The organism is Pseudochelatococcus lubricantis (genome assembly GCF_042432495.1).
GTDB lineage: Bacteria > Pseudomonadota > Alphaproteobacteria > Rhizobiales > Beijerinckiaceae > Pseudochelatococcus > Pseudochelatococcus lubricantis.
This window is the reverse complement of record NZ_JBHLXC010000003.1, coordinates 91,816-113,698: the sequence shown is the minus strand read 5'-3', so window position 1 is coordinate 113,698 and position 21,883 is coordinate 91,816. Positions and strand designations below refer to the sequence as shown.

Annotated in this window: 27 protein-coding genes; 24 read left to right on the top strand and 3 right to left on the bottom strand. The window is 65.3% G+C overall.

The features are described from left to right. Positions 1–12 precede the first annotated feature (12 nt). Positions 13–987, bottom strand: a complete 975-nt coding sequence (locus ACFFJ7_RS10415; RefSeq protein WP_377592182.1) for an AbiU2 domain-containing protein — start codon at positions 985–987, stop codon at positions 13–15. 221 nt (positions 988–1,208) lie between these two features. On the opposite strand from ACFFJ7_RS10415, the gene ACFFJ7_RS10410 reads away from it, so the two are divergent. From ACFFJ7_RS10410 to ACFFJ7_RS10350, 13 genes are all read left to right on the top strand, one after another. Next, a complete protein-coding gene (locus ACFFJ7_RS10410) occupies positions 1,209–2,168 on the top strand; it encodes an ArdC family protein (RefSeq protein ID WP_377592181.1) in 960 nt (319 codons plus the stop codon). Beyond that, positions 2,165–2,560 (top strand): DUF2958 domain-containing protein, encoded by a 396-nt coding sequence (locus tag ACFFJ7_RS10405; RefSeq protein WP_073067607.1) that lies wholly within the window; start codon positions 2,165–2,167, stop codon positions 2,558–2,560. Before ACFFJ7_RS10410 ends, ACFFJ7_RS10405 begins: the two co-directional genes overlap by 4 nt. Positions 2,561–2,683: 123 nt before the next feature. After that, positions 2,684–4,834: a ParB/RepB/Spo0J family partition protein gene (locus ACFFJ7_RS10400; RefSeq protein ID WP_196108336.1), complete on the top strand. Its 2,151-nt coding sequence runs from the start codon at positions 2,684–2,686 to the stop codon at positions 4,832–4,834. 98 nt (positions 4,835–4,932) lie between these two features. Next, positions 4,933–5,409, top strand: a complete 477-nt coding sequence (locus ACFFJ7_RS10395; protein ID WP_012092595.1) for a UCP036055 family protein — start codon at positions 4,933–4,935, stop codon at positions 5,407–5,409. Between the two features lie 71 nt (positions 5,410–5,480). Next, positions 5,481–5,747, top strand: a complete 267-nt coding sequence (locus ACFFJ7_RS10390; protein ID WP_012092596.1) for a DUF6117 family protein — start codon at positions 5,481–5,483, stop codon at positions 5,745–5,747. Beyond that, positions 5,744–6,040 (top strand): hypothetical protein, encoded by a 297-nt coding sequence (locus ACFFJ7_RS10385; protein ID WP_012092597.1) that lies wholly within the window; start codon positions 5,744–5,746, stop codon positions 6,038–6,040. Before ACFFJ7_RS10390 ends, ACFFJ7_RS10385 begins: the two co-directional genes overlap by 4 nt. Before the next feature lie 424 nt (positions 6,041–6,464). Beyond that, positions 6,465–6,629 (top strand): hypothetical protein, encoded by a 165-nt coding sequence (locus ACFFJ7_RS10380; RefSeq protein ID WP_166507195.1) that lies wholly within the window; start codon positions 6,465–6,467, stop codon positions 6,627–6,629. A 202-nt stretch (positions 6,630–6,831) separates the two neighbouring features. Then, positions 6,832–7,320 (top strand): DUF6878 family protein, encoded by a 489-nt coding sequence (locus ACFFJ7_RS10375; protein ID WP_377592180.1) that lies wholly within the window; start codon positions 6,832–6,834, stop codon positions 7,318–7,320. 10 nt (positions 7,321–7,330) lie between these two features. After that, positions 7,331–7,711 carry a DUF6915 family protein gene (locus ACFFJ7_RS10370; protein ID WP_012092609.1) on the top strand — a complete coding sequence of 127 codons (381 nt, stop codon included), beginning with the start codon at positions 7,331–7,333 and terminating at the stop codon, positions 7,709–7,711. A gap of 39 nt (positions 7,712–7,750) precedes the next feature. Beyond that, on the top strand, positions 7,751–8,119 hold the full coding sequence (locus ACFFJ7_RS10365) for a thermonuclease family protein (protein ID WP_012092610.1): 369 nt from the start codon (positions 7,751–7,753) through the stop codon (positions 8,117–8,119). A 131-nt stretch (positions 8,120–8,250) separates the two neighbouring features. Then, positions 8,251–8,808, top strand: a complete 558-nt coding sequence (locus tag ACFFJ7_RS10360) for a hypothetical protein (RefSeq protein WP_039194755.1) — start codon at positions 8,251–8,253, stop codon at positions 8,806–8,808. Between the two features lie 66 nt (positions 8,809–8,874). Next, entirely contained in the window at positions 8,875–9,291 is a 417-nt protein-coding gene (locus ACFFJ7_RS10355) for a hypothetical protein (RefSeq protein ID WP_196108338.1), read from the top strand. Next, a complete protein-coding gene (locus ACFFJ7_RS10350; RefSeq protein WP_196108339.1) occupies positions 9,284–9,928 on the top strand; it encodes a DUF8835 domain-containing pootine in 645 nt (214 codons plus the stop codon). Before ACFFJ7_RS10355 ends, ACFFJ7_RS10350 begins: the two co-directional genes overlap by 8 nt. Before the next feature lie 17 nt (positions 9,929–9,945). On the opposite strand, the gene ACFFJ7_RS10345 is transcribed toward ACFFJ7_RS10350, so the two are convergent. Next, a complete protein-coding gene (locus tag ACFFJ7_RS10345; RefSeq protein ID WP_012092614.1) occupies positions 9,946–10,329 on the bottom strand; it encodes a type II toxin-antitoxin system VapC family toxin in 384 nt (127 codons plus the stop codon). Continuing rightward, positions 10,326–10,583 carry a type II toxin-antitoxin system Phd/YefM family antitoxin gene (locus ACFFJ7_RS10340; protein ID WP_028034381.1) on the bottom strand — a complete coding sequence of 86 codons (258 nt, stop codon included), beginning with the start codon at positions 10,581–10,583 and terminating at the stop codon, positions 10,326–10,328. Before ACFFJ7_RS10340 ends, ACFFJ7_RS10345 begins: the two co-directional genes overlap by 4 nt. Positions 10,584–10,744: 161 nt before the next feature. Here ACFFJ7_RS10340 and ACFFJ7_RS10335 point away from each other — a divergent pair, with 161 nt between their 5' ends. From ACFFJ7_RS10335 to ACFFJ7_RS10285, 11 genes are all read left to right on the top strand, one after another. Further along, positions 10,745–11,167, top strand: coding sequence for an antirestriction protein (locus ACFFJ7_RS10335; protein ID WP_012092616.1), 423 nt, complete (start codon positions 10,745–10,747; stop codon positions 11,165–11,167). 158 nt (positions 11,168–11,325) lie between these two features. Beyond that, positions 11,326–15,681 carry a strawberry notch-like NTP hydrolase domain-containing protein gene (locus tag ACFFJ7_RS10330; protein ID WP_353392173.1) on the top strand — a complete coding sequence of 1,452 codons (4,356 nt, stop codon included), beginning with the start codon at positions 11,326–11,328 and terminating at the stop codon, positions 15,679–15,681. Continuing rightward, the gene (locus ACFFJ7_RS10325; protein ID WP_377592179.1) at positions 15,681–16,724 is read left to right on the top strand and encodes a DUF7146 domain-containing protein; all 1,044 of its coding nucleotides are present in this window, start codon (positions 15,681–15,683) and stop codon (positions 16,722–16,724) included. The genes ACFFJ7_RS10330 and ACFFJ7_RS10325 overlap by 1 nt, the downstream gene beginning before the upstream one ends. Positions 16,725–17,098: 374 nt before the next feature. Next, on the top strand, positions 17,099–18,034 hold the full coding sequence (locus ACFFJ7_RS10320) for a DUF2493 domain-containing protein (protein ID WP_196108343.1): 936 nt from the start codon (positions 17,099–17,101) through the stop codon (positions 18,032–18,034). A gap of 160 nt (positions 18,035–18,194) precedes the next feature. After that, complete coding sequence (locus ACFFJ7_RS10315) at positions 18,195–18,611, top strand: hypothetical protein (RefSeq protein WP_039194765.1); 417 nt, start codon at positions 18,195–18,197, stop codon at positions 18,609–18,611. A gap of 703 nt (positions 18,612–19,314) precedes the next feature. After that, entirely contained in the window at positions 19,315–19,716 is a 402-nt protein-coding gene (locus ACFFJ7_RS10310) for a single-stranded DNA-binding protein (RefSeq protein WP_012092621.1), read from the top strand. Positions 19,717–19,948: 232 nt separating this feature from the next. Then, a complete protein-coding gene (locus tag ACFFJ7_RS10305; protein WP_012092622.1) occupies positions 19,949–20,200 on the top strand; it encodes a helix-turn-helix domain-containing protein in 252 nt (83 codons plus the stop codon). Positions 20,201–20,296: 96 nt separating this feature from the next. Next, the gene (locus ACFFJ7_RS10300) at positions 20,297–20,572 is read left to right on the top strand and encodes a DNA -binding domain-containing protein (protein ID WP_039194909.1); all 276 of its coding nucleotides are present in this window, start codon (positions 20,297–20,299) and stop codon (positions 20,570–20,572) included. 112 nt (positions 20,573–20,684) lie between these two features. Next, positions 20,685–20,993: a transcriptional regulator domain-containing protein gene (locus ACFFJ7_RS10295; protein WP_377592178.1), complete on the top strand. Its 309-nt coding sequence runs from the start codon at positions 20,685–20,687 to the stop codon at positions 20,991–20,993. Beyond that, a complete protein-coding gene (locus tag ACFFJ7_RS10290; protein ID WP_197057540.1) occupies positions 20,947–21,456 on the top strand; it encodes a DUF2285 domain-containing protein in 510 nt (169 codons plus the stop codon). Before ACFFJ7_RS10295 ends, ACFFJ7_RS10290 begins: the two co-directional genes overlap by 47 nt. 139 nt (positions 21,457–21,595) lie before the next feature. After that, positions 21,596–21,877 (top strand): helix-turn-helix transcriptional regulator, encoded by a 282-nt coding sequence (locus ACFFJ7_RS10285; protein WP_039194768.1) that lies wholly within the window; start codon positions 21,596–21,598, stop codon positions 21,875–21,877. The last annotated feature ends 6 nt before the right edge of the window (positions 21,878–21,883 follow it).

Genomic DNA, 21,883 nt, shown 5'->3' with positions numbered 1-21,883 from the left:
GCCTCTCGGGGGTCACAAATCTTCTGGCCCGATCGACCATTCTGCGATTTCTCTATCGATCAATCGCCATTGCTCTGAAAGGTCGGCAACGTCGGCGCTGTCTACGACAGCATGATCGAGGCCCTCGAATTGGTCTCCGAGATATGTGGCGAGGCCCGCACCGCCTTCGTTGGCGAACCACACTCCGACCAGATCCGCGATTTCCTTCAACTGCCTGAGAGTCTTTTCGGCATCGCGAATGTCGAAATCACCAAGCTCCCTGTCCTGCCGACTTTGCTTGTTCCCGGCATGAGCAACATGCGAGTTAACGTGCTCGGCAATTCGATCAAGGCTGGCGAGCCGAGTTTCGATCTTCTCCAATACCGTGGCTGAGATCAGATCGCTCGGGTTACGCCCTGATGGAGACACGCCGCTCAAAACATCGAAATGCCGATGCGCGGCCTGACTTTTCATGAGCTCTGGATCACCCCACACCGGACGCCCCTTCGCGGCGACGAGGTGGTCATGTTGTTCTTGATGCAGGCGATCGAGATCGTATTGCGCGTCAAGCACTTTCTCGACGTAGATTCTCCTGGTCAACCAGTTTTGGCTCGCTTTCACGTCGTTGACGACAGATCGGATCGAGTAAACTCCCTTGGGGCCATTGATCGGGGCCTTATCGAGAAGTCGGCGAGTGCCGAGAAGCAGGCTTGACCAGTATCCCTCGGAAACGAGATTGAACATCATCTGGTTAAGCGGGGGTCTCGAGCCTCTCTTCTCATTTGCAAGACGGACGATCCGAACCGTCGTGCGAAAGGCGGCGTAGTTCCAGAGCAGATCCTGAATGGTTCTGTGGATGCCCGTTGTCTCGTCGCGAAAAGCATCCCGCCACGTGGCGATGTGCTGGTCATGCTGCGTCATTAGTTTTCCAAGCCTGAGCGCCAAACTCACCTCATCATACCGGCAGACGCCAACACCGGCGACGGCTATTCGCTTCTGATTCTTCATTCGCGCGGGCTCTTTTTATTGTTCCCGCGAATAAACGCGCATCTTGCAGTGGGCCTGAAGGGGGAAGGCCTTCCCCCTGGCCGGCACTATCGTTGCCGGCGCACCCCCTTCAGCGGGGAGACCCCGCAACGCCCCCTGAGAGGGAGAGTGCGGACGGGTTTTCCGTGACGGGTTGAGGGCTGGAGGAGTGGCCTCCGGCGCCCGTCGCGGAGATCATCCCGATGGCCAGACAGGACCGCGCTCGCCCAGGCGGCGCCCGCAGCAATCTCTATGACGACATCACCGACAAGATCATCGCCGAGCTGGAGGAAGGGCGGCTGCCCTGGGTCCAGCCCTGGGGGACGGCGGCGGCGAAGGCGCCGCTCGCCATGCCGAGAAATGCCGCGACCGCGCGGCAATATTCCGGGATCAATGTCCTGATCCTCTGGGGCGCCGTGGTCCAGCACGGCTATCCGACCCAGCATTGGCTCACCTTCCGGCAAGCTCTCTCGCTCGGCGGCAATGTCCGCAAGGGCGAGCGCGGCACCACCGTCGTCTATGCCGACCGTTTCACGCCGGAGGACGAGAAGCGCCGCGCTCAGGAGGCGGGAGAAGAAGCAGGCAGCATTCCGTTCCTGAAGCGTTTCACCGTGTTCAACGCGGCGCAATGCGAAGGCTTGCCCGAGGACATCGCTGTCGAGGCACCACCACCACCGCCAGGCATGATCGAGCCGAGGGTCGAGGCGCTGATCTGTGCCACTGGTATCGATTTCCGCATCGGCGGGGATCGCGCCTTCTATGTTCCGGCGCTCGACTATGTCCAGGTGCCGCCACCGGCCGCCTATTTCGAACCGATCAACTGGCACAGGACGGCGCTCCACGAGATGGGTCACGCCACAGGCCATGCCTCGCGCCTGGGGCGGGATTTTTCGGGCAGCTTCGGCACGAAGAAATACGCCTTCGAGGAGCTGGTGGCTGAGATGAACGCGGCCTTCTGCTGCGCCTCGCTCGGCATCGTGCCGACCGTGCGCCATGCCGACTACATCGGCTCCTGGCTGGAGGTGCTGCGCGAGGATAACCGCGCCATTGTCCGCGCGGCCTCACAGGCCAGTAAGGCGGCCGACTGGCTGCTGGCGCATCTGCCCGACGAGGACGGCGCTGAAACGGTTGCGGCCTCGACCGAGCGGAGGGTGGCGGCATGATCCTCCTGACCCGTACACAGCGCGCGCAGCTCCTCGCCAATGGTCGGCATCGCGGTGCCGATCACGTCCCCGTCGTGAAATTCTTCAATCCGTTTGGCGAGGGCGTCTGGCTCGCCACCGAGCTGGATCAGGGCGGCGACATCATGTTCGGCCTGGCCGATATCGGCTACCCCGAACTCGGCTCGTGGAGCCTGGAAGAGCTGCGTGGGGTCCGGTTGCCCTTCGGCATGGGGATCGAGCGGGATCTGCTCTTCACCGGGGATTTCCCGATCTCGGTCTGGGCGGAGGCTGCGTGGGAAACCGGCAGCATCCAGGCGGCGGAACGAGCCCTCTACCGCGCCGGTGCGGCATTCACCCGCACATCCACAGATACGGAAAGCCGGGAATCCTGATTTCCGGTTGCCGGCTTTGTGGCCTGGCGTCGCACTCTTCAGAGGAAGAGGGCGGCGCTTCGCTTCGTGACGGGTTGGAGGTCGAGAGAGTGGCTCCCGGCCGCCCGTCGCGGAGATACCACGATGGCCAAAGCTGCCAGGAAGAAGCCCGTCGCCCCGATGATCGTCTTTTCACGGGCGCGCGACATTCCGTTCAACCGGATCAGGCTGTCGGACAGCAATGTTCGCGAGACTGACGTCGAGGCGGGTCTGGACGAACTTACCCATGACATCGACCGGCGCGAGGATCTCGTGCAGGGCCTCAATGTCCGCGCCATCCTCGACGCGGACGGCGTTGAGACCGGCGATTTCGAGACCCCGGCCGGCGGCCGCCGCTACAGGTCCATCGCGCGCCTCGTCGAAGCCGGTCGCTTCCCGGCCGATGGCCTCGTCCCCTGCATCGTCAAGAAGGCCGATGCCAAGACCTCGGCAGTCGACGACTCGCTGGCCGAGAACCTGCTGCGCCTCGCCCTGCATCCGCTCGACCAGTTCAAGGCGTTCAAGCGGATGTTCGACATGGGCATGTCGAAGGAGGAGATCGCCGACGCCTGGCGGACCACGCCGCGCTACATCATGCAGCGCCTTCGTCTCGCGACGGTCGCGCCGGCGCTGCACGACGCCTATGCGCGGAATGAGATGACGCTGGCGATGCTGGAAGCCTTCACCGTCAATCCCGACCACGAGCGCCAGCAGCAGGTCTGGGAGCGGATCAGCACGTCGTGGCAGAAAGAGCCCTGGCACATCCGCAGCCTGCTGACCGAGACCACGGTTCCGGCTGCCGACAAGCGCGCCCGCTTCATCGGCATCGACGCCTATGAGGCGGCGGGCGGCCCGGTGCTGCGCGATCTCTTCTCCGACGAGAACGGCGGTTGGTTGCAGGACGTCACGCTGCTCGACCGCCTGGTTGACGAGAAGCTGCGCACTGTCGCCGACGAGATCGCCGGACAGGGCTGGAAGTGGATCGACGCGGCAGTCGAACTTCCCTACGGCTACGCCAACGGCCTGCGCAGGCTGGTCGGTGTGACCCAGGAGCTGACCGACGAGGAGCGCACCGCCCGCGAGGCGCTGCGCGACGAGTATGACGAACTCGAAGCGCAGTATGCAGAAGCCGACGACCTGCCCGATGAGATCGACCAGCGGCTCGGGGAGATCGAAGCCGAGTTGGAAGGCTTCGAGAACCGGCCCGTCACCTTCGCGCCGGAAGACATCGCCCGTGCCGGTGTTTTCGTCAGCATCGACCGCGATGGCGAGTTGATCGTCAGTCCCGGTTATGTCCGCCCCGAGGACGAACAACCCGAGAGCGTCGATGGTGAGGATGCGGGCGAAGGTGCCGACCCGTCCGATCCCGATGCGGTGCAGCGCGCGGTTATCACCGTCGGCGGCGAGCCGGTCCCGGACGGCGATGAAGAGGAGGACGATGCCGTCAAGCCGCTGCCCGAGCGGCTGGTGACCGACCTGACCGCCTGGCGGACGCTGGCGTTGCGCAATGCGCTTGCCGAGAATCCGCGCGTCGCCATGACGGCGCTGCTGCACAAGCTGGTTCTCGATACTTTCGAGCGCACCGCCACCTCGGGAACCAGCCTCTATGCCGCCGTGCGTCACATCTATCTTCCCACGGATGCGACCGGGCTCGCTGACAGCGCCGCCGCGAAGATGATCGACGAGCGCGCGGACGCCTGGCGGGGCGACATCCCCGCTGGCGATGACGACCGGCTCTGGGACTGGATCGACGGTCTCGACGATGCCAGCCGCCTGGCGCTGCTCGCCCATTGCGTCAGTTTCGGGGTCAACGCGCTTTACGAGCGGCCCAACCCCTATTCGGGGAATGGCATCTCGCAGCACGGTCTCGACCGCCGCATGGCCGAGGCCGAACGGCTGGCACAAGCCACCGGCCTCGATCTCGTCGAAGCGGGCTGGAGGCCCACGGTCGAGAACTACCTGGGTCGCGTGACCAAGACCCGCATCATCGAGGCGGTGCGCGAGGGCGCCGGCGATCGCGCGGCCGATCTCATCGCGCATCTCAAGAAGGGCGATATGGCGAAGGAGGCCGAACGGCTCCTGGCCGATACCGGCTGGCTGCCGGAGCCGCTGCGCCCCGCCATCGAGGCGCAGGCCGTGGATGGCGCGACCGATCAGGACGAGGACAGCGTGGCGCTGCCCGACTTCCTCGCCGGTGGCCATGAGGACACGGCCGAGGCCGCCGACGATCCGGAGGCCCTCGTCGCCGCCGAGTGACGCGCAGCAGCGGGGCGGCCTCCGCCGCCCCGCATTCCATCCCTTCCATCTGAAGGCCCGGCATCTCGCCGGGCCGCTTTCGTTTCAGGAGCAAGATCATGTCCGCTTCCCTCATTTTCGACATTGCGCCTCTCGGCTCGCTCGTGGCCTATAGCGACGGCCAGCCGAAACCGCCCGCACGTTTCACCAAGAAGCTCGCCGCGTGGAAATCCCGCAACGGGGCCGGTCGCCTCGTGCGCAAGGAACCGGGCCGCGAGCGCCCGACCTACACGACGCCGCCGTCCTTCACCCTGCATGAGGGTGATTTCGGCGAAGGCGGCATCATCCTCATCACCATCATGCGCAGCTACGGCATCGACAGCGATCTGAGCTTCCGGGTTGTCGAACGCCCGAAGATCGGTCAGGTCCGTGTTGTGCAGGATGTCGGAGAGAACGTCGAATTGCTGCACCTCGCGGAGAACCACGAGGCGGCCGAACTCTGGCTAGCCAGGAACGGCTACAGCCGCGCGCGCCTCGAGGAGATCACCGCCGACGAGGCAGGCGCCGATGCCGTCGAGGGTCGAGCTGCCGCGTGACCATCGCCGATCCCGTTCATCCGGCCCGCTTGTCCCGTGACGGCGGGCCTTCTTCGTTTCAGGAGAACACAATGGCCATTCCCGATCCCGTTCGAACGAACTTCGACACTCTGCTTCGTGCTGCCGATGACGGCAATCTCGCCCTTATGGAATGCCTCGACGCCGCGACCCGTGAGACACGCTATGTCCTGTGCGCGGTCGGCCGCGACGGGGGTGATTACGTCTTCACGCCGTTCGGCCATCTCGCAAGCGGCAACCCCTATGACGCCTATCTGCCGCCGGATCCCGACGATCCTGCCGGCTTTGTCGAGAAGGCCGAAGATGGGGGCGCATCATGATGACGGTCGATGAAATCTTCGCCGATGACCGCCGCAATCCGCCATCGGAGCGCTCGCTTCCCTGGGAGGAAACCCGCAACGGCGTCACCGTCATCGTGGAACCGAAACCGCATTGGGCCGAGGACATGCGCGCCTTCCGGCTCGATGCCCGCGAATACTGCCGCTATGCCGACTGGACGGCCCATGGCGCCCGGACGCGCTTTTTCGGTCATATCGACACCTCCGGCGACGATGTGATGATGAAGGCCCGCGCCATGATCGCCCGCGAAATCGCCGATGGGTTCTGGGACTGACCGGCCCTGAAAGCCGAACCTTGCACACGGGGCTATCGGGTATCGCTGCACAAGCAGCGATGGATCGAGTTCGAGCTTCACCATTGCGCCAACTCCTTGGTGTTGTGGGGGCAACGGGTTCCGTCCCCGGCCTGAAACACACCCTGAATATCCGCCGGCAACGAGGCTGGCGCAGCAAAGCATCTGCGACGGGTTTCCGGCACCGGCTCGACGCAAAGCACCATCCCCCGCTTCCATTCGCTAACCTTGGTCCGACCGTCTCTTTGCATTCAACCCCGGTGGGGTCGGCTTACGCGCGCGTGCCGCCCTCGGGGATTCGGAAAGAATCCGAACGCCCGAGGGTGATTGCAGATCCGGTCAGACACTTCGGGCGCCTGTCGCGCGGGGGATGGTCCCCCGCCTCCGAAGACAGGAGCCGGAACCCATGTCCTACGCAGATGCCACCGCTTTCGCCGCCAGCCTCGCCACCACGCTGATGGTCGTGATCGTCGTGTTCCAGGCCGGGGACGGCACCCACGGCGCCATGCCCGCCGACGAGTTCGACGGCGACGAAGAAATGGTGAAGCTCGAACTCGATCCCTTCGGCTGAGGCGCGAAAGCGCCTCCGCCCGATGGCCCGGATTCCGCATCCGGGCCTTCAGTCCTGCGCCGATTGCCCATCGCCAGCGGCGGTGCCGAGGCCTGCCTCGGTAAGGAAGAGGGAAAGTTGGGCCGGGATCGGGGCGAGCCCGGAGGAAGAAGAGGAGAGTGATGCCGGGCCATATCATCCCGCTCTCCTGGAGGATCATCCAATGACCGATACCGACAAACCAGCCACGCCGGAATTCGACATGGCCGCCAGCGTCGCGCGCTTCTTCGCCGAGGGCGATGAGCGCAACCGTCGCGCTGAAGCGGTCCGTCCCGACAACAAGACGGCGCTGTTCGATGCGCTGGCCGCCGCAGGGATCGCCCTCGTGACCGTCACCTTCGACGGTTCTGGCGACAGCGGCCAGATCGAGGACATCACCGCACAAGCGGATGACCGGATCGTGGACCTGCCGCAGGGCGAGATCACCATTGCCACGGTGGCATGGGGAACGGACAAGGTGACCGCAATCTCAATGGGCGTTGAGGCGGCCATCGAACAGCTCGCCTATGACTTCCTCTCGGAAACCCATGGCGGCTGGGAGAACAATGATGGCGCCTATGGCGAGTTCAGCTTCGATGTGGCGGCGCGCACCATCACGCTCGACTACAACGAGCGCTACACCGCCACCGAATTCTACAGTCACGAGTTCTGAGGGGGCGGAAATGGCACATCCCTATCATCACGCGCTCTCGTCGGTGAAGAAATGGGGCGGCACGGTCGAGGATTACTTGCCCATCCATAGCTGGTTCGATGCCAGCAAGGAGATCCTGGCCGATTTTCGTCATCGCGCGCTTCGCCACCATGCCGAGGGCATCTTCATGGCCGAGACCATTTTCGGGGCGACGATCACCCTGTCCACCGGCAGGGTGATCCCGGCCCGATGGGTCGGGGAGCAGCATGTCCGCGAGGATCTGGGCCGTATCCCGTCCTTCGCCGATTGGGCGCGGGCAATCCACCCGGCGCCTTGGATGGGGCGGACGCAGCGGATCGAGGCGGAGGTCGATCCGCATTGCGTCAATGGCCGACTTCAGGAAGAAGTCTGAGCAGTCGCGTCAGCCTCCCCCTTATGAAAGCCTCTTGCCATGCTCAGCCATATCGTCATCTCCGTCCTGCTCTGCACGGCTTCCTGCGAACCGGCGGAAATCCGCGTCTGGGACGGTGACTCGATCCGGCTGGGTATGGGACAGCAGTCCGAAGCTGTTCGGATATTCAACATCGACGCTCCCGAAATGGAGGGCCGCTGCATCCATGAAACCGACCTTGCCCGGCAAGCGAAGATCAGGCTGGCGGAAATCCTGCAAGGTCGGCGGGTCGAAATCCTGCGTCAGGGGACCGACCGCTATGGCCGGACCCTGGCGGCGATACGCGTCGAAGGCCGCGATGTCGGCGATATTCTCGTCGATGAAGGGCTGGCGAGAACCTGGGCCGGGCGGCGTGAGCCCTGGTGCTGATCGCCGGATCGTCCCGCCGAGGTGCGGGACGATCCACCGTCGGGACGGGAGAGTAAGAGTGCGGGCCGGTTGGCCGTGACGGATTGTGAGGCGGGAGAGGGGCTTCCGCCGTCCGTCGCGGAGCATTCCCCATGAGCCTTTCCCACCACACCACTTTCGCCTCGATCGGCGAAATTGTCGCGCGACAGATCCTGCCCCGGCTGCGTCATGCCCAGAAGCTGCCGCTGCGCATCTCCTGCATCGGTATCGCCAGCGATGACGAAAGCGATGACGTCGGCGGCTTCGACCGCACGCTCGTCATCGGCCAGTGCCAATCCCCCGAAGAGGCGCTGATCATCGCCAGCCAGCGCGTTGCGCGCGGTGATTTCCGCGTTGGACAGGGCGATGCGCTGCGCTTTCGCCCCCGCGTCATGGTCATTCAGGACAACGAACTGGGCCTTGTCCTTGCCGGTGAGGTCCGGGCCGGGATCGTGCTCTGGCAGCATCCGGTCGCCTCCGACGCCGAGGCTCGCCGCACCGTCACGGAGGCCAGCCGTCTGCGGGGCATGGCCTTCACGGCATCCGGGCGCGGCGATGCGGTATCGGCTCGTGATCTCCGCCACCGCGCCAGCCTGCTCGAGGCGCGGCTGGTCGATCCCTTCTGGCGCGAGACGACTGCCGATCTGCTGCGGCTGCCACAAGCTGCCTGACCTGTCGCCCCTTTCCATCCACTAGGCCCGGCCCCGCGCCGGGCCTTCTCGTTTCAGGAGCCTGACATGGCCGACTACTTCATCCATTTCTCCTGCCTGCTCGACGTGGGCAGCCCCGAGAACGCCGCCCGCGCGCTTGATCTCTACAACGCGCTGGCGCGCGAAAACGCCGCCGAAGATCCGCCCTCGGACGGCTTCATGCTTTCGATCCAGCCCGAACATGGCGGCACCCAGCTCTGGATGCGCGATGACGGCACCGGCGATCCCGAGCATGTCATCCAGTTCGTCAAACGCTGTGCCGCCGCGTTCGGCCTGACCGGGCTATGGGGGATGCAATACGCCAATACCTGCTCACGTCCGAGAATCGACGGGTTCGGGGGCGGCGCGCATGTCCTCGACCTCGCCACCGGCGAGACGGTGGACTGGATCTACACCGACGGTTGGCTTTCCACCGTTCTGGACGGGGGCGACCCCAATGCCTGACGTCATCGAAACCAAGGTCTATCGGCTCGACGAGCTTTCCGAAGCCGCGAAAGACAATGCCCGCGCCTGGTATCGCGAGGGCGGCTTCGACTACGATTGGTACGATGCCGTCTATGAGGATTTCCGGCGGATCGCGGACATCCTCGGCATCGGCATCAAGAGCCGCACCGTCCGCCTCATGGGCGGCGGCGTGCGACAAGAGCCTTGCATCTGGTTTACGGGCTTCTGGTCGCAGGGCGATGGCGCCGCGTTCGAAGGCCACTATTCCTATCGCAAAGGCACGGCGGCGGAAATCCGTACCTATGCGCCGAAGGATGTGGAGCTGCACCGCATCGCGGATGCCCTGCACCAGGCGCAACGCCGCAACTTCTACCAGTTGACCGCCGAGGCGACCCATCGGGGGCGATACTATCACGAATACTGCATGGCGATCTCGGTCACCCGCGACAGCCCGACCTGGCAGGACATGACCGCCGATGCCGAGGAGACCGTCATGGAGGCATTGCGCGATCTCGCCCGTTGGCTTTATCGCCAGCTTGAGCGCGAATACGACTACCTGACTTCGGATGAGGCGGTCGATGAGGCCATCGTTGCCAACGAATACAGCTTCACAGTTGATGGAAAGCGCTTCGGCTGAAACCCTTCTGCGCTGCCTCACAGAACCGACAGCAGGTCCGTCCGTGAGAAGTCGTCGCCGACGAAGAGCAACGGGCAGCCGCGTTCGCTGGCGACCTCATAGGCGAAGCAATCCCCGTAGTTGAGTCCGGCGGGATGAACGCCCTTGCCCCAGCGGGCATAGGCTTCGGCGATCCTGCGTGCCGAGGCTTCAGTGACGGAGACCACCTCGAACCCAAGGCCCTCGACCAGGGCGGCGATCTCTTCACCGACATTGCGCCGCCCGGCGACGATCAGCGCCTCGGCCACTGTTCCGGCCGAGATCAGCAGGCCGTCTGCCGCCTCGATCGCCACCATGCAGGTCTCGGCCTGCGGCTCGTCCAGCACGATGGCCATCAGCGCCGAGGTATCGACGGCGATCATGCCGGCATCCCGTCATCCCCGTAGAGGAAATCCTGGCTGCGCGCGGCAGCCGCGCCGGGCAATGCCTTGCCCCGCGCCGTGGCCCGGACCCGCTCCATCAGCGCGCGCCGGCCTTTCGGGGTCGCCACCACGGCAACCGGCACGAGGCGGGCGACCTCGTGGCCCCGCCGCGTCAGGATCACCTCGTCGCCGGCTTCGGCCCGCTTCACCAGTTCGGTGAGCTGCCCCTTCGCCTCGGTGACAGAAACCCTCATCGCATATCACTCCAGATGTTCTCCGCTATTCTGCACAAGATGGTCCAGATAATGGTCCACTTCAAGCCCCCAGAGCGAAAGGAGGGCCGGGAACAGGTGCCCCCGGACGGGTTGAGAGAGGGTCGTCCGGCAGGTGCCCCTTTCCCTCTCGGAGACCGATCATGGCTTTGCCCGAACTTGCTTCCCAATCCGCAATCCGCGTCCCCGACGAGCGCCGCATGGACTTCCTGCCGCGCCTTTTTGGCCGGCGCCTGCTCATCATCGGCGAGCATACCGTCTTTCGCTTCATGGAGATACTCAGCCCCGGCGATTACGGCGGCGGGCTCTGGGATTTCTACGAACGCGCCGGCCAGCCGCTCTATCTCGCGCCGACCTCAAAGCCCCGTTGCCGCCTGTTCTGCGAAGGCAACGGCTTCGAGGGCGAGGTCTCAAGCGATGCCGCCGGGATCATCGCCACGCTCTTCGCCTTCTCGCATCTTTCCTTCCGCTACGATGACGACGAACTCGCCGAGGGCTATGGTCGCCTCTACGAGCATGCCGCCGATCACGCGGAGGCGGCGGCGATTTTCCAGGCCATCGACTGAAACCCACAAGCGCCCAGCCTGACGGTCGGGCGCTTGTTTCATGCCTGCTTTCGCCACGGCTTCAGAGCGAGAGATGGGCCGGAAGGGGTTTGAGCCGGTGCGGTCGAGAGAGAGCGCTGCCCGGCTTGATCCTGACTTGCTCTCCCGAGGAATCCCCGATGAACATGATTTCCGCATCCGCGGCGGCATCCGCCACCGCGCCGCTTCCGTTCGACCATGACGCTGAGACCGCGGCCTGCGTTTTCACCGCTGCCGGTCTGCTGCTGCCGCATCTGGAACGCGGTCAGCGTGTCGACGCCGCCACGCTGCGCGGCGCCATGGAGGCCGCCTTCGGCACGTCCGATGCCACCGGCGCTTGGGACTGGAAGACCGCCTATGATGCCTGCGAGGCGGCGACCGTCCTCTTCCTGCGCAAATACGGCAATGCACTTTTCCGCAAAGCCGGGTCTCCCACCACAATCCTGCCGCAGCTCGGCAGGATCGCCGCGCTTCTGCCGACGCATACGCGCCGGTCGGAGGAAGCGCAGACCTTTCAGCAGTTCTCCACCCCGATCCCGCTCGGCTTCGTGGCGGTGACGGCGGCGGCGATCACGCCCGCTGATCGGGTGCTGGAACCCTCGGCCGGCACCGGGCTCCTCGCTATCCTGGCCGAGATCACCGGCGGCGCGCTTCTCGTCAATGAACTGGCCGAGGCGCGCGCCGGCCTCTTGTCTTCCCTCTTTCCGGCCCTTTCCGTTACCCGCTTCGACGCGGCCCAGATCGATGACCATCTCGATCCCTGCCTTGTTCCGACCGTTGTGCTGATGAACCCGCCGTTCTCGGTCATGGCCCATGTCGAGGGCCGCATGGCCGATGCTGCCTTCCGCCATGTCGCTTCGGCGCTGGCGCGTCTTGCGCCCGGCGGACGGCTCGTGACCATCACCGGGGCGAGCTTCGCCCCCGATAATCCGGCGTGGACCGCCTCCTGGACCCGGCTGCAGGAACGCGGTCGCGTCACCTTTTCCGCCGCCATCGACGGCTCGGTCTATGCCAAGCAAGGCACCACTGTCCCGACCCGGCTCACGGTCATCGACAAGCTGCCGGCCGAAGATGCGGCGGTGTTTCCGGCAGCGCCTGGTGTCGCGCCGGACGTGGCCACGCTGATCGCCTGGCTAGCCGACCTGCTTCCCACGCGGCTGCCGGTCGATCCCGGCCTGACGGTGCCGGTCGCACGACCCACCGCGCCCCGCACCGTGCGCGGCTACGTCAACCGCGCCGCGCGATCCGCGCCCGCCGCGCCCCTTGCGGAACCGGAGGCCGTGCCGCTCGCCTATGAGACCGTGGATTGGGAACCGGCCGAGGGCGGCCGCCTCTCCGACGCGATCTACGAGGAATACGGGCTTCAGACCATCCGCATCGACGGGGCGCAGGCGCATCCTACCCAGCTCGTGCAGTCGGCCTCGATGGCGAGCATCGCGCCGCCGAAGCCGAGCTATCGTCCGGTGCTGCCCAAAGACATTCTCGGCAGGCTGTCCGAGGCGCAGTTGGAGACGGTGATCTATGCCGGCGAGGCCCATATGGGATTCCTCGCCGGGGGCTGGACGGTCGATGACACGCTCGACACCCTGTCGGCCGCGCCGGAAGACGCCGAGGGCGCCATCCGCTTCCGGCAGGGTTATATGATCGGCGACGGCACCGGCGTCGGAAAGGGGCGGGAATCCGCCGCCATCATCCTCGACAATTGGATGCAGGGGCGGCGCAAAGCCGTCTGGATCAGTAAATCCGACAAGCTGTTGGAAGACGCGCAGCGCGACTGGTCGGCCCTCGGTATGGAGCGGCTGCTGGTCACGCCGCTGTCGCGATTCCCCCAAGGCAAGCCGATCACCCTGAACGAAGGCATCCTGTTTCTAACCTATGCCACGCTGCGCTCCGACGACCGCGGGACAAGGCTTTCCAGGGTCAAACAGATCGTCGAATGGTTGGGTAAGGACTTCGATGGGGTCATCATTTTCGACGAGGCGCATGCCATGGCCAATGCAGCAGGAGGCAAGGGAGAACGCGGCGATGTCGCCGCCAGCCAGCAAGGCCGTGCCGGGCTGCGCATCCAGCACGCGCTGCCCGATGCCCGCGTTGTCTATGTCTCGGCCACCGGCGCCACCACCGTCCACAATCTCGCCTATGCGCAGCGGCTCGGTCTCTGGGGCGGCGAGGATTTCCCATTCTCGACCAGGGCGGAGTTCGTCGAGGCGATCGAGGCCGGCGGCGTCGCGGCGATGGAGGTGCTGGCGCGCGACCTGCGGGCGCTTGGCCTCTACACCGCCCGCTCGCTGTCCTTCAAAGGCGTGGAATACGAGTTGCTCGACCACGAACTGACCCCTGAACAGGTCCGCATCTACGACAGCTATGCCGATGCCTTCGCCATCATCCATAACAATCTCGATGCGGCGATGCAGGCCGCCAACATCACCGGCGGCGAGGGCGGGTCCGGCACGCTGAACCGGCAGGCCAAGTCCGCCGCCCGCTCGGCCTTTGAGAGCGCCAAGCAGAGGTTCTTCGGGCACCTGTTGACGTCGATGAAAACCCCGACGCTGATCCGGTCCATCACGGCCGATCTGGAAGCGGGACATTCTTCCGTCATCCAGATCGTCTCGACCGGCGAGGCGCTGATGGAACGGCGGCTGGCAGAGATCCCCACCGAGGAATGGGGCGATCTGAAAATGGACCTGTCGCCGCGCGAGTATGTCCTAGACTACCTCGCTCATTCCTTCCCGGTGCAGCTTTATGAGCCGTTCACGGATTCGGAGGGCAACCTGTCGTCGCGCCCGGTCTATCGTGATGGCCAGCCGGTCGAGAGCCGCGAGGCCGCGGCCCGGCGCGACGAGATGATCGCCAACCTCGCCAGCTTGCCGCCGGTTCCCGGCGCGCTCGACCAGATCATCCAGCATTTCGGCACCGACACGGTGGCGGAGGTCACGGGCCGCTCGCGTCGTATCGTCCGCAAGCGCGGCGGCGGCGTTACCATCGACCGGCTCGTCGTGGAAAGTCGCGCCGGTTCGGCCAACCTGGCCGAGACGCAAGCCTTCATGGACGATCAGAAGCGGGTGCTGGTGTTCTCCGATGCCGGCGGCACCGGGCGCAGCTATCACGCCGAACTGTCAGCGAAGAACACCCGGCTGCGCGTCCATTACCTGCTCGAAGCCGGCTGGAAGGCGGACGCCGCCATCCAGGGCCTTGGCCGGACGCATCGCACCAATCAGGCGCAGCCGCCGCTGTTCCGGCCGATCTCGACCAATGTGAAAGCCGAGAAGCGCTTCCTCAGCACGATTGCCCGCCGCCTCGACACTTTGGGCGCGATCACGCGCGGCCAGCGCCAGACCGGCGGCCAGGGCCTGTTCCGGCCCGAGGACAATCTGGAAAGTCCCTACGCCCGCGACGCGCTGCGCCAGCTCTATCTCCTGCTGGTGCGCGGCAAGGTCGAGGGATGTTCGCTCGAACGCTTCGAATCCGCCACCGGGTTGAAACTGATGGACGCGAACGGCATCAAGGACGAGCTGCCCGCCATCACGACTTTCTTGAACCGGCTGCTGGCGCTGACCGTCGAGCTTCAGGGCGTTCTCTTCAGCGCTTTCGAGCAGCTTCTGACCGCGCGGATCGAGGGCGCCATCGCGTCCGGCATCTATGACGCTGGGCTGGAGACGCTGCGCGCCGAGAGCTTCACCGTCACCGACCGTCAGGTGATCTACACCCATCCCCGCACCGGGGCCGAGACCAGCCTGCTGACGATCACCGAACGCAAGCGCAACCGGCCCGTCATGCTCGATGCCGCCCTAGCGGAACTCGACGATCCGCGCGCGAAGCTCCTGATCAACGGGCGCTCAGGCCGCGCGGCGGTGCAAATCCCCACCACCAGCGTCATGCTGGACGATGGCGAGATCGAGCGCCGCGTCAGGCTGATCCGGCCGATGGAAGCGCACAATATCCCCATCAGGATGATGGGCGAGACCCATTGGGTCGAGGCCGACCGGGACGCATTCGCTGCGGCCTGGAATGCGGAACTTGCGGAGGTGCCGGAGTTCGCAGACAGCACCCTGCATATGGTGACGGGCCTGCTGCTGCCGATCTGGAAGCGGCTGCCGAACGAGTCCACCCGCGTCTATCGGCTCCAGTCTGACGCGGGCGAGCGCATCATCGGCCGCAAGGTCTCGCCGGCCTGGGCCGCCAACGCCACCACGACCGGCATCGCGTCGATTACCCCGGACGACGCCTTCGCGGCGCTGATGGAAGGCCGCACGATCCTCGATCTCGCCGAGGAACTCCAGCTTCGTAGGGCCCGCGTCATGGGTGTGAGTCGTATCGAACTCTCCGGCTTCACTGATACGATACGCCAGCGTCTCACCGCCTACGGTCTCTTCCACGAGATCATCTCGTGGAAATTGCGCATGTTCGTGCCGGTCGATGCCAGCGGTCCCGCCGTGCTAGCCAAGCTCTTCGACCGCTGGCCGGTCGAACGCATCGGCGAGCGGGACGCAGCCTGATGCTGTGCCACGACGCATCCGAACTGGCGATCCGCCTTGGCCGCGAGGCCGAGGCGGTTTGCCGCCACTATCTCTCGTCCGGCCAACGCACTGGGCGATACTGGCTGGTCGGTGACGTGCAGAACACCCCAGGACGCTCCATGTTCGTGCGACTGACCGGCCCGGAATCCGGCAAGGGCGCGGCGGGCAAGTGGAGTGACATGGCGACGGGAGAGCATGGCGACCTTCTCGACGTCATCCGCGAGGCGCTCGGCCTCGCCGATTTCAAGGACGTGGCTGAGGAAGCGCGCCGCTTCCTCGCCCTCCCGCATCCCGAACCGGCAAAGACGAGAGCGCCGACCGACAGCACATCCGGCGCGGCACCCGGTTCGCCTGAAGCGTCGCGGCGGCTCTTCGCCATGGCGCAGCCGATCCACGGCACCCTTGCTGCGATCTACCTCAACCGGCGAGCGATCACCACGCTCGAAGGCACCACCGCGCTGCGCTACCATCCCCGGTGCTATTACAGGCCCAACGAGCATGCGCCCACCGAGATTAGGCCGGCGATGGTCGCCGCCGTCACCGATCTCACCGGCCACCAGACCGGCGCGCATCGCACATGGCTCGCCCCGGACGGTTCCGGCAAGGCGCCTGTCGAGACACCGCGGCGGGCGATGGGCGACCTTCTTGGGCACGCCGTCCGCTTCGGCAATGCCGGTGTGGTGCTCGCGGCTGGCGAGGGCATCGAGACCGTGCTGTCGCCCCGTCAGGTTCTGCCCAAGATGCCGATGCTGGCGGCGCTTTCCGCCGCTCACCTCGCCGCCATCCTGTTCCCGCCGACCCTGCGCCGACTCTATGTCTTGCGCGATCGCGACCCGGCCGGGGAAGGCGCAAGAGACCGCCTGGTCGCCCGAGCAGCGAGCCTCGGGATCGAGGCGATATCGCTCACGCCGCTCAGGGGCGATTTCAACGATGATCTGCGACGCCAAGGTGCCGATGCCCTTCGGGCGGCCCTGAAGGATCAGCTTCATCCCGAAGACGTCCGCCGTTTCATGGCGGGGTAAGCGCATGATCGGTCCCGGTGGCGTGGTCCTGCTTCATCCCCTGCCGGGCTCAACCACTCGCCATCGGCAGCCGCATCCTTCGTCGGAGAGTCCCGCACCCACGGCCTTCGGAGAGGGCGATCGGCGCACAAACGGGCCGGGCTGGCAATGGCCGGGGGTGGACTATTTTCCGCCGGCGGGGAGCCACCCCACGCGACAGGTCGCGTGGGGACCCCGTCTCTGGCCCCGCCTTTGCATCGCGAAAGTCAAAATAGCCCACCCCGGCCATCGAGGCCCTCGCGGAGCGGGCGAGGGCTGCCAACCCGCCTCGCCCGTGCGCTTCGACGCCTGCGAAGGCCGCGATGGGCGCGGTCTCCAGACAAAGGACGCTCCCGATGACGATTGATCCCGAATATGCAGGGGCCGAGCCGGTCCACACCTCCTCCCAGACCGATCACGCCCTCACCGAACTCCAGCTCTACGGCTGGCGCCCGTTCCAGGACGAACCTGATCCGCGACGGCTCCCCGAGGGCAATACCGTCGCTGTAGCCGTCACAGACATCTTCGACGCCCTTGTGGCGACGCTCAGTGACACCCGTCTCGAACCCGATCTCGAAGAACTGCTCTGGGGCGCCGTCAATCTCTTCCACCGCGCCACCAGCCGGGTCGAACGCGATCTCGACGACAACGAGCAGGCGCAGCGCCGGATGCAGCGGGAACAGGACGGCAGCGAGGTGAAATCGGTCGAACTCGAACGCCTCACGGCAGAAGGGCAGACCCTGATCGAACGGCGCGCCAGCATGGAACTCTTCCGCGACCTCGCCGCCGAGGCCTTCGAGCACCACACGGGCAGCGCCTGGCGGCCGCGCAGCGGTTCGATGGTCAACCATCGTAACCTGACCGCCGCGATGATTGACAGCCGCGATTTCCTCGCCGCGAAGCGCCGGGCCGAGACCGAGGTGATGCTGCCCCCCGGCCCGAAGGTGGCCCTGACCGGCGGCGCCGACTTCAACGATCACCGCCTGATCTGGGCGAAGCTCGATCAGGTCCATGCCAAGCACCCCGACATGGTGTTGCTGCACGGCGGGTCGCCCAAGGGAGCCGAACTGATCGCTTCCCGTTGGGCAGATCACCGCAAGGTGCCCCAGGTCGCCTTCCGGCCCGACTGGACCAAGCACGCCAAGGCGGCGCCGTTCAAGCGAAACGATGCCATGCTGGACGTGCTGCCGGTCGGCGTCCTCGTCTTCCCCGGCACCGGGATTCAGGAGAATCTCGCCGACAAGGCCCGCAAGCTCGGCATCCCGGTCATGAAGTTCGACGGCGGCGCGTAAGCGCCGCCGCCTGGCGGCTTTCGGCCGCCGATACTTGACAAGATGCAAGGCCGCGCCTTTGATGGAACATCCTTGCAGAACCGGCGAAGCAGCATAGTCGCAGGCGGAGCGCATCTCCCGGCAGCCTGTCGTGATCCCCAACCGTTCTCTGGAGGTTTCCATGACGCTGATCCTGCTCGCCATCTCGCTCACCATCGCGGCCTGCGTGATCGCCTGGAATCTCGCGATCTATGCCTTGCCCGTCATGGCAGCCATCACGGCAGCGCAATATGCCTGGGGCGCGGGCGCCGGGGTCGTGATGTCCGGCCTCATGGCCATCGGCGCCGCCGTGCTCTCGATCGCGCTTGTGATCGTGACTCTTGGCTTCGCGAAGAACCCGGCCCTGCGGCTCATTGCGCTCGCTCTCTTCGCCGTGCCCGCCGTCATCGCCGGCTATGCCCTTGTCTATGGCATCACCAAGAACGCCATCGACTCGGGGCTGGTTCTCAACCTGTTCGGCGGCATGGGCGGTCTCGTCATCGGCATCTCGGCCATCGTCAATCTGAACGCCCTCGGCGAGTCGGTGTTCTCGCGCTGAAACGGCAGACGCGATCAGCCACTTCTGAGGAAGGCCGGCAGCTTGCGCCGCCGAGCCCCGGTCGTTTCGCCCAAGACGGAAAAGCAGTTCGTCGCAGCATGTCACCATCGCACCCGGTCTGCTTCTCGCGGCGCTTGAAATGGTCTGCGGTGCGAACCGTGGTCCCGTGCGGTCGATGCCCCGCTGCATCGGTCCACGTCGTTTCGTGGGGCCTTCGCGAACACCTTCCTTGTCCCTTCACGATGCTGAGGGACCGAGCCTTTGGCCGATGAAGCAGGGCGGCGCCATACCGGACCTGAGAACCCGATAGCCTGTCCGATCACATCGCGGATGACATGGCCTTCCGGCGGCGGACACGACGGTGACCGGCAAAGACGGTTGAAGGAGTGCCATGCCGGTGGTCTCGGTTCGCATGGGGGCCTGCCTGGTCGCTGTCGCCAGCAAGGACGATGGTTCTGCTGTGCGTCCCCGATCTGCTTTCGAAAGCACCATCCCTCCGCCTGACTGATCCCCTAAGTCCGTTCGGCTTCCACCAGCAACCCCCGCGGCTCCCAGCCGTGTTGCCGCGCAAACGCGGCTGCCCGCCCCACCTGGGGCCTTAGGGGCAAGCTGCCGCAAGGGCGGCAGTTGCGGGAGTCTTCCGACGGCCTTGGCCGGGTCTCGTCGGAGGGACGGTCCCTCCGAGGAGCAACGGAGACCTACAATGCAGAACATCGTCATCCTCGCCGGCAACATCGGTCAGGCCCCCGAAACCCGCACCACCCAGGGCGGCACCGGCATCACCCACTTCACCCTGGCCACCTCGCGCCCCCGCTATTCGGAAGGCCGCGTCCTGCGCGACGAGAACGGCTATCGGGTCCAGGACACCGAATGGCACCGCATCACCTGCTTCAACGGCCTCGGCAAGACGGTCCAGCAGCATTGCGACAAGGGCATGAAGGTTCTGGTTCGCGGCCGCATCCACTACACGAAATGGACCGATGCCGCCGGGGTCGATCGCTACGGCTGCGAGATCATCGCCGAGACGGTCGATTTCCTGAGCCGGGCGAAGCAGACCCAGAACGACGACGGCAAGTTCATCGACGACGATGACATTCCGTTCTGATCGGGAACCCGAGGCCCGGCGGCGCAAGCCGCCGGACTTCTCCCCTGCTTCACCGGATCGCGCCTGCCGCGTCTGGCAAGGTCCAGCGACCGAATCAGACGGGCATGGACGGGAGCGTCGCCTCTCTATCCTTGATAATTGCACCTGAATTTCGGCTGGTGCTCACAGCAAGAACGACTATTATAGTCGTAGTTCTGGAGTGCGTGCGTATCCCGGTGGGAGGTGATCATGTATGATCACCGCTCGCCAATCTCGGGCTGCGCGCGCGTTACTGGGATGGACACAGGAGACGCTCGCCGACAAGGCCCAGGTCGCATTGACCGCACTCAAACGCCTCGAATCCCAAAGCGGGCTCGAGGTGTTCGAGTCCACCCGCGACCAGGTGCGCCGCGCTCTCGAAGCGGCCGGGATCGTTTTCTTGTCGACGGATAAGGGCGAGGGCGTGTTGCTGCAACACGATACGGTCAACACCGACAAACGGTGAAACAGCGGCCAGCGTGATGTCAGGTTCTCGTCAAAAGGAATGGCTGTCTTCCGCCGAAGATGGTTAACAAATACGTTACCCAAACGTGAGCGAATGATGGGACGCCCGACACAGACTTTCCTCGACAAGCCACCGTCCAGCCAGACGCTGACGTCCTATGATCGCGAGCATATGAAACTCTACATGCGCCTGCTCGATGCCGAGCGTGATGGCGCCGATTGGCGCGAAGCTGTGCAGGTTCTCTTTGGCCTCGATCCCGAACATGACCCCGAGCATTGCCGGTCCATCCATGACGCTCACCTCGCCCGCGCGCACTGGATGACCGAACACGGCTACCGCGAGCTGGTCCGCGAAAGCCAGCGCAATTCCTGACGCGTGATGCGTGCCGCGCATCACCTGTTGACCATCGCCTGACTTCCTCAATTCAACGCGTGCGGGAATCCTGACCCTTCTCAATTCGTTTGAGTAGACCCGGGAGGCCGCGATGACCCCTGACGCATCGACTTGGCGTTCGTCGGCGCACTACGACCATCTGGATGAACTGACGGCATCCGATCTGGCCTGGGAATGGCTGCGCCGCAATGACGATTATGACGCAGATTTTGAAGCCTCAATTGCCGACCATGGAGACCCCCAACCGCTGACCGAACGGATCCGGCAGCGATGGGGGTTGCGATTTCCCTGTCGATCCGTTGGTCCCGCCACCCGATGCGCCGGTCTTTTGGCTCCCGGCGGAGGACACAAGTGTGGTGGTGCTGACCGGGGTCCCTTCGGAACTTGGCGACAGCGCTGACGTCACTCCGCAGAACTGGCGCATCGACTACGCGGTCGAGAATGCAGGTGCGGAGTTTCACTTTCCGCTCGGCAACGGGCAGAAGCTCCAGATTTTCGACGGTGCCATCAAGGGGGACGCGATCGCGGTCGCCATCGTCCCTCTCAGCCTCGCCGGTTTCGACCGGATCGAGGCCATTCAACGCTTCCTTTCGGCCCTGCATGGTCGCGCGATCCCGCCGGATACGCGCCTGACACGCCAGCAACGCGCACGCCTCCGACGGATGCTGCGGGCCTTCGATGGCCATCGGGCCGGCGTCACGCAGCAGGAGATCGCGCGGGTTCTTCTGAACACCGGCCGGCTTGAGCGGGACGAATGGCAGGCGTCCTCGGCCCGTCATGCCATCAAGGCACTCCTGCGCGACGCCCGTTCCATGGTCGCCGGCGGTTATCGGAAACTCCTTCGTCATCGCCGCCCACGATAACGCGATCCTTTGCCCTGATGGTGGGCGATTTCGATACCCCCCAACTTCGCCCTGCAACTCGCCGCTCTTCCTGCGCCACCGTGGTCATTGCCCGCCGCTGATCCGCAGCGGCCGCTTGCAACCCCACGGAGGCCCGATCATGCCACATGAACCCGTCGTCCTGCCGCCGCGTTTTCTACGGACCAAGGAGGCCGCGACCTTTCTCAGCCTCTCGGCCCGGACCCTCGAAAAGCACCGCACCTACGGAACCGGGCCTGCCTATCGCAAGCTCGGCGGCCGTGTGGTCTATGCCATCGACGATCTCGAGGCCTGGACCGAGCGCGGCGCGGTGACCTCCACCTCCGATCCGCGTGGCTCAGTGCTGCCCGCCAAGCGTCAGTCGCTTCCGTCCGGCCCGCAGGCCGGTCGTTACGCCCGCTGATCGCAG

What these genes read in the sequence shown, in the direction of transcription:
- ACFFJ7_RS10415 (WP_377592182.1), bottom strand. Translation starts at nt 987, where the DNA reads ATGAAGAATCAGAAGCGAATAGCCGTCGCCGGTGTTGGCGTCTGCCGG.
- ACFFJ7_RS10410 (WP_377592181.1), top strand. Translation starts at nt 1,209, where the DNA reads ATGGCCAGACAGGACCGCGCTCGCCCAGGCGGCGCCCGCAGCAATCTC.
- ACFFJ7_RS10405 (WP_073067607.1), top strand. Translation starts at nt 2,165, where the DNA reads ATGATCCTCCTGACCCGTACACAGCGCGCGCAGCTCCTCGCCAATGGT.
- ACFFJ7_RS10400 (WP_196108336.1), top strand. Translation starts at nt 2,684, where the DNA reads ATGGCCAAAGCTGCCAGGAAGAAGCCCGTCGCCCCGATGATCGTCTTT.
- ACFFJ7_RS10395 (WP_012092595.1), top strand. Translation starts at nt 4,933, where the DNA reads ATGTCCGCTTCCCTCATTTTCGACATTGCGCCTCTCGGCTCGCTCGTG.
- ACFFJ7_RS10390 (WP_012092596.1), top strand. Translation starts at nt 5,481, where the DNA reads ATGGCCATTCCCGATCCCGTTCGAACGAACTTCGACACTCTGCTTCGT.
- ACFFJ7_RS10385 (WP_012092597.1), top strand. Translation starts at nt 5,744, where the DNA reads ATGATGACGGTCGATGAAATCTTCGCCGATGACCGCCGCAATCCGCCA.
- ACFFJ7_RS10380 (WP_166507195.1), top strand. Translation starts at nt 6,465, where the DNA reads ATGTCCTACGCAGATGCCACCGCTTTCGCCGCCAGCCTCGCCACCACG.
- ACFFJ7_RS10375 (WP_377592180.1), top strand. Translation starts at nt 6,832, where the DNA reads ATGACCGATACCGACAAACCAGCCACGCCGGAATTCGACATGGCCGCC.
- ACFFJ7_RS10370 (WP_012092609.1), top strand. Translation starts at nt 7,331, where the DNA reads ATGGCACATCCCTATCATCACGCGCTCTCGTCGGTGAAGAAATGGGGC.
- ACFFJ7_RS10365 (WP_012092610.1), top strand. Translation starts at nt 7,751, where the DNA reads ATGCTCAGCCATATCGTCATCTCCGTCCTGCTCTGCACGGCTTCCTGC.
- ACFFJ7_RS10360 (WP_039194755.1), top strand. Translation starts at nt 8,251, where the DNA reads ATGAGCCTTTCCCACCACACCACTTTCGCCTCGATCGGCGAAATTGTC.
- ACFFJ7_RS10355 (WP_196108338.1), top strand. Translation starts at nt 8,875, where the DNA reads ATGGCCGACTACTTCATCCATTTCTCCTGCCTGCTCGACGTGGGCAGC.
- ACFFJ7_RS10350 (WP_196108339.1), top strand. Translation starts at nt 9,284, where the DNA reads ATGCCTGACGTCATCGAAACCAAGGTCTATCGGCTCGACGAGCTTTCC.
- ACFFJ7_RS10345 (WP_012092614.1), bottom strand. Translation starts at nt 10,329, where the DNA reads ATGATCGCCGTCGATACCTCGGCGCTGATGGCCATCGTGCTGGACGAG.
- ACFFJ7_RS10340 (WP_028034381.1), bottom strand. Translation starts at nt 10,583, where the DNA reads ATGAGGGTTTCTGTCACCGAGGCGAAGGGGCAGCTCACCGAACTGGTG.
- ACFFJ7_RS10335 (WP_012092616.1), top strand. Translation starts at nt 10,745, where the DNA reads ATGGCTTTGCCCGAACTTGCTTCCCAATCCGCAATCCGCGTCCCCGAC.
- ACFFJ7_RS10330 (WP_353392173.1), top strand. Translation starts at nt 11,326, where the DNA reads ATGAACATGATTTCCGCATCCGCGGCGGCATCCGCCACCGCGCCGCTT.
- ACFFJ7_RS10325 (WP_377592179.1), top strand. Translation starts at nt 15,681, where the DNA reads ATGCTGTGCCACGACGCATCCGAACTGGCGATCCGCCTTGGCCGCGAG.
- ACFFJ7_RS10320 (WP_196108343.1), top strand. Translation starts at nt 17,099, where the DNA reads ATGACGATTGATCCCGAATATGCAGGGGCCGAGCCGGTCCACACCTCC.
- ACFFJ7_RS10315 (WP_039194765.1), top strand. Translation starts at nt 18,195, where the DNA reads ATGACGCTGATCCTGCTCGCCATCTCGCTCACCATCGCGGCCTGCGTG.
- ACFFJ7_RS10310 (WP_012092621.1), top strand. Translation starts at nt 19,315, where the DNA reads ATGCAGAACATCGTCATCCTCGCCGGCAACATCGGTCAGGCCCCCGAA.
- ACFFJ7_RS10305 (WP_012092622.1), top strand. Translation starts at nt 19,949, where the DNA reads ATGATCACCGCTCGCCAATCTCGGGCTGCGCGCGCGTTACTGGGATGG.
- ACFFJ7_RS10300 (WP_039194909.1), top strand. Translation starts at nt 20,297, where the DNA reads ATGGGACGCCCGACACAGACTTTCCTCGACAAGCCACCGTCCAGCCAG.
- ACFFJ7_RS10295 (WP_377592178.1), top strand. Translation starts at nt 20,685, where the DNA reads ATGACCCCTGACGCATCGACTTGGCGTTCGTCGGCGCACTACGACCAT.
- ACFFJ7_RS10285 (WP_039194768.1), top strand. Translation starts at nt 21,596, where the DNA reads ATGCCACATGAACCCGTCGTCCTGCCGCCGCGTTTTCTACGGACCAAG.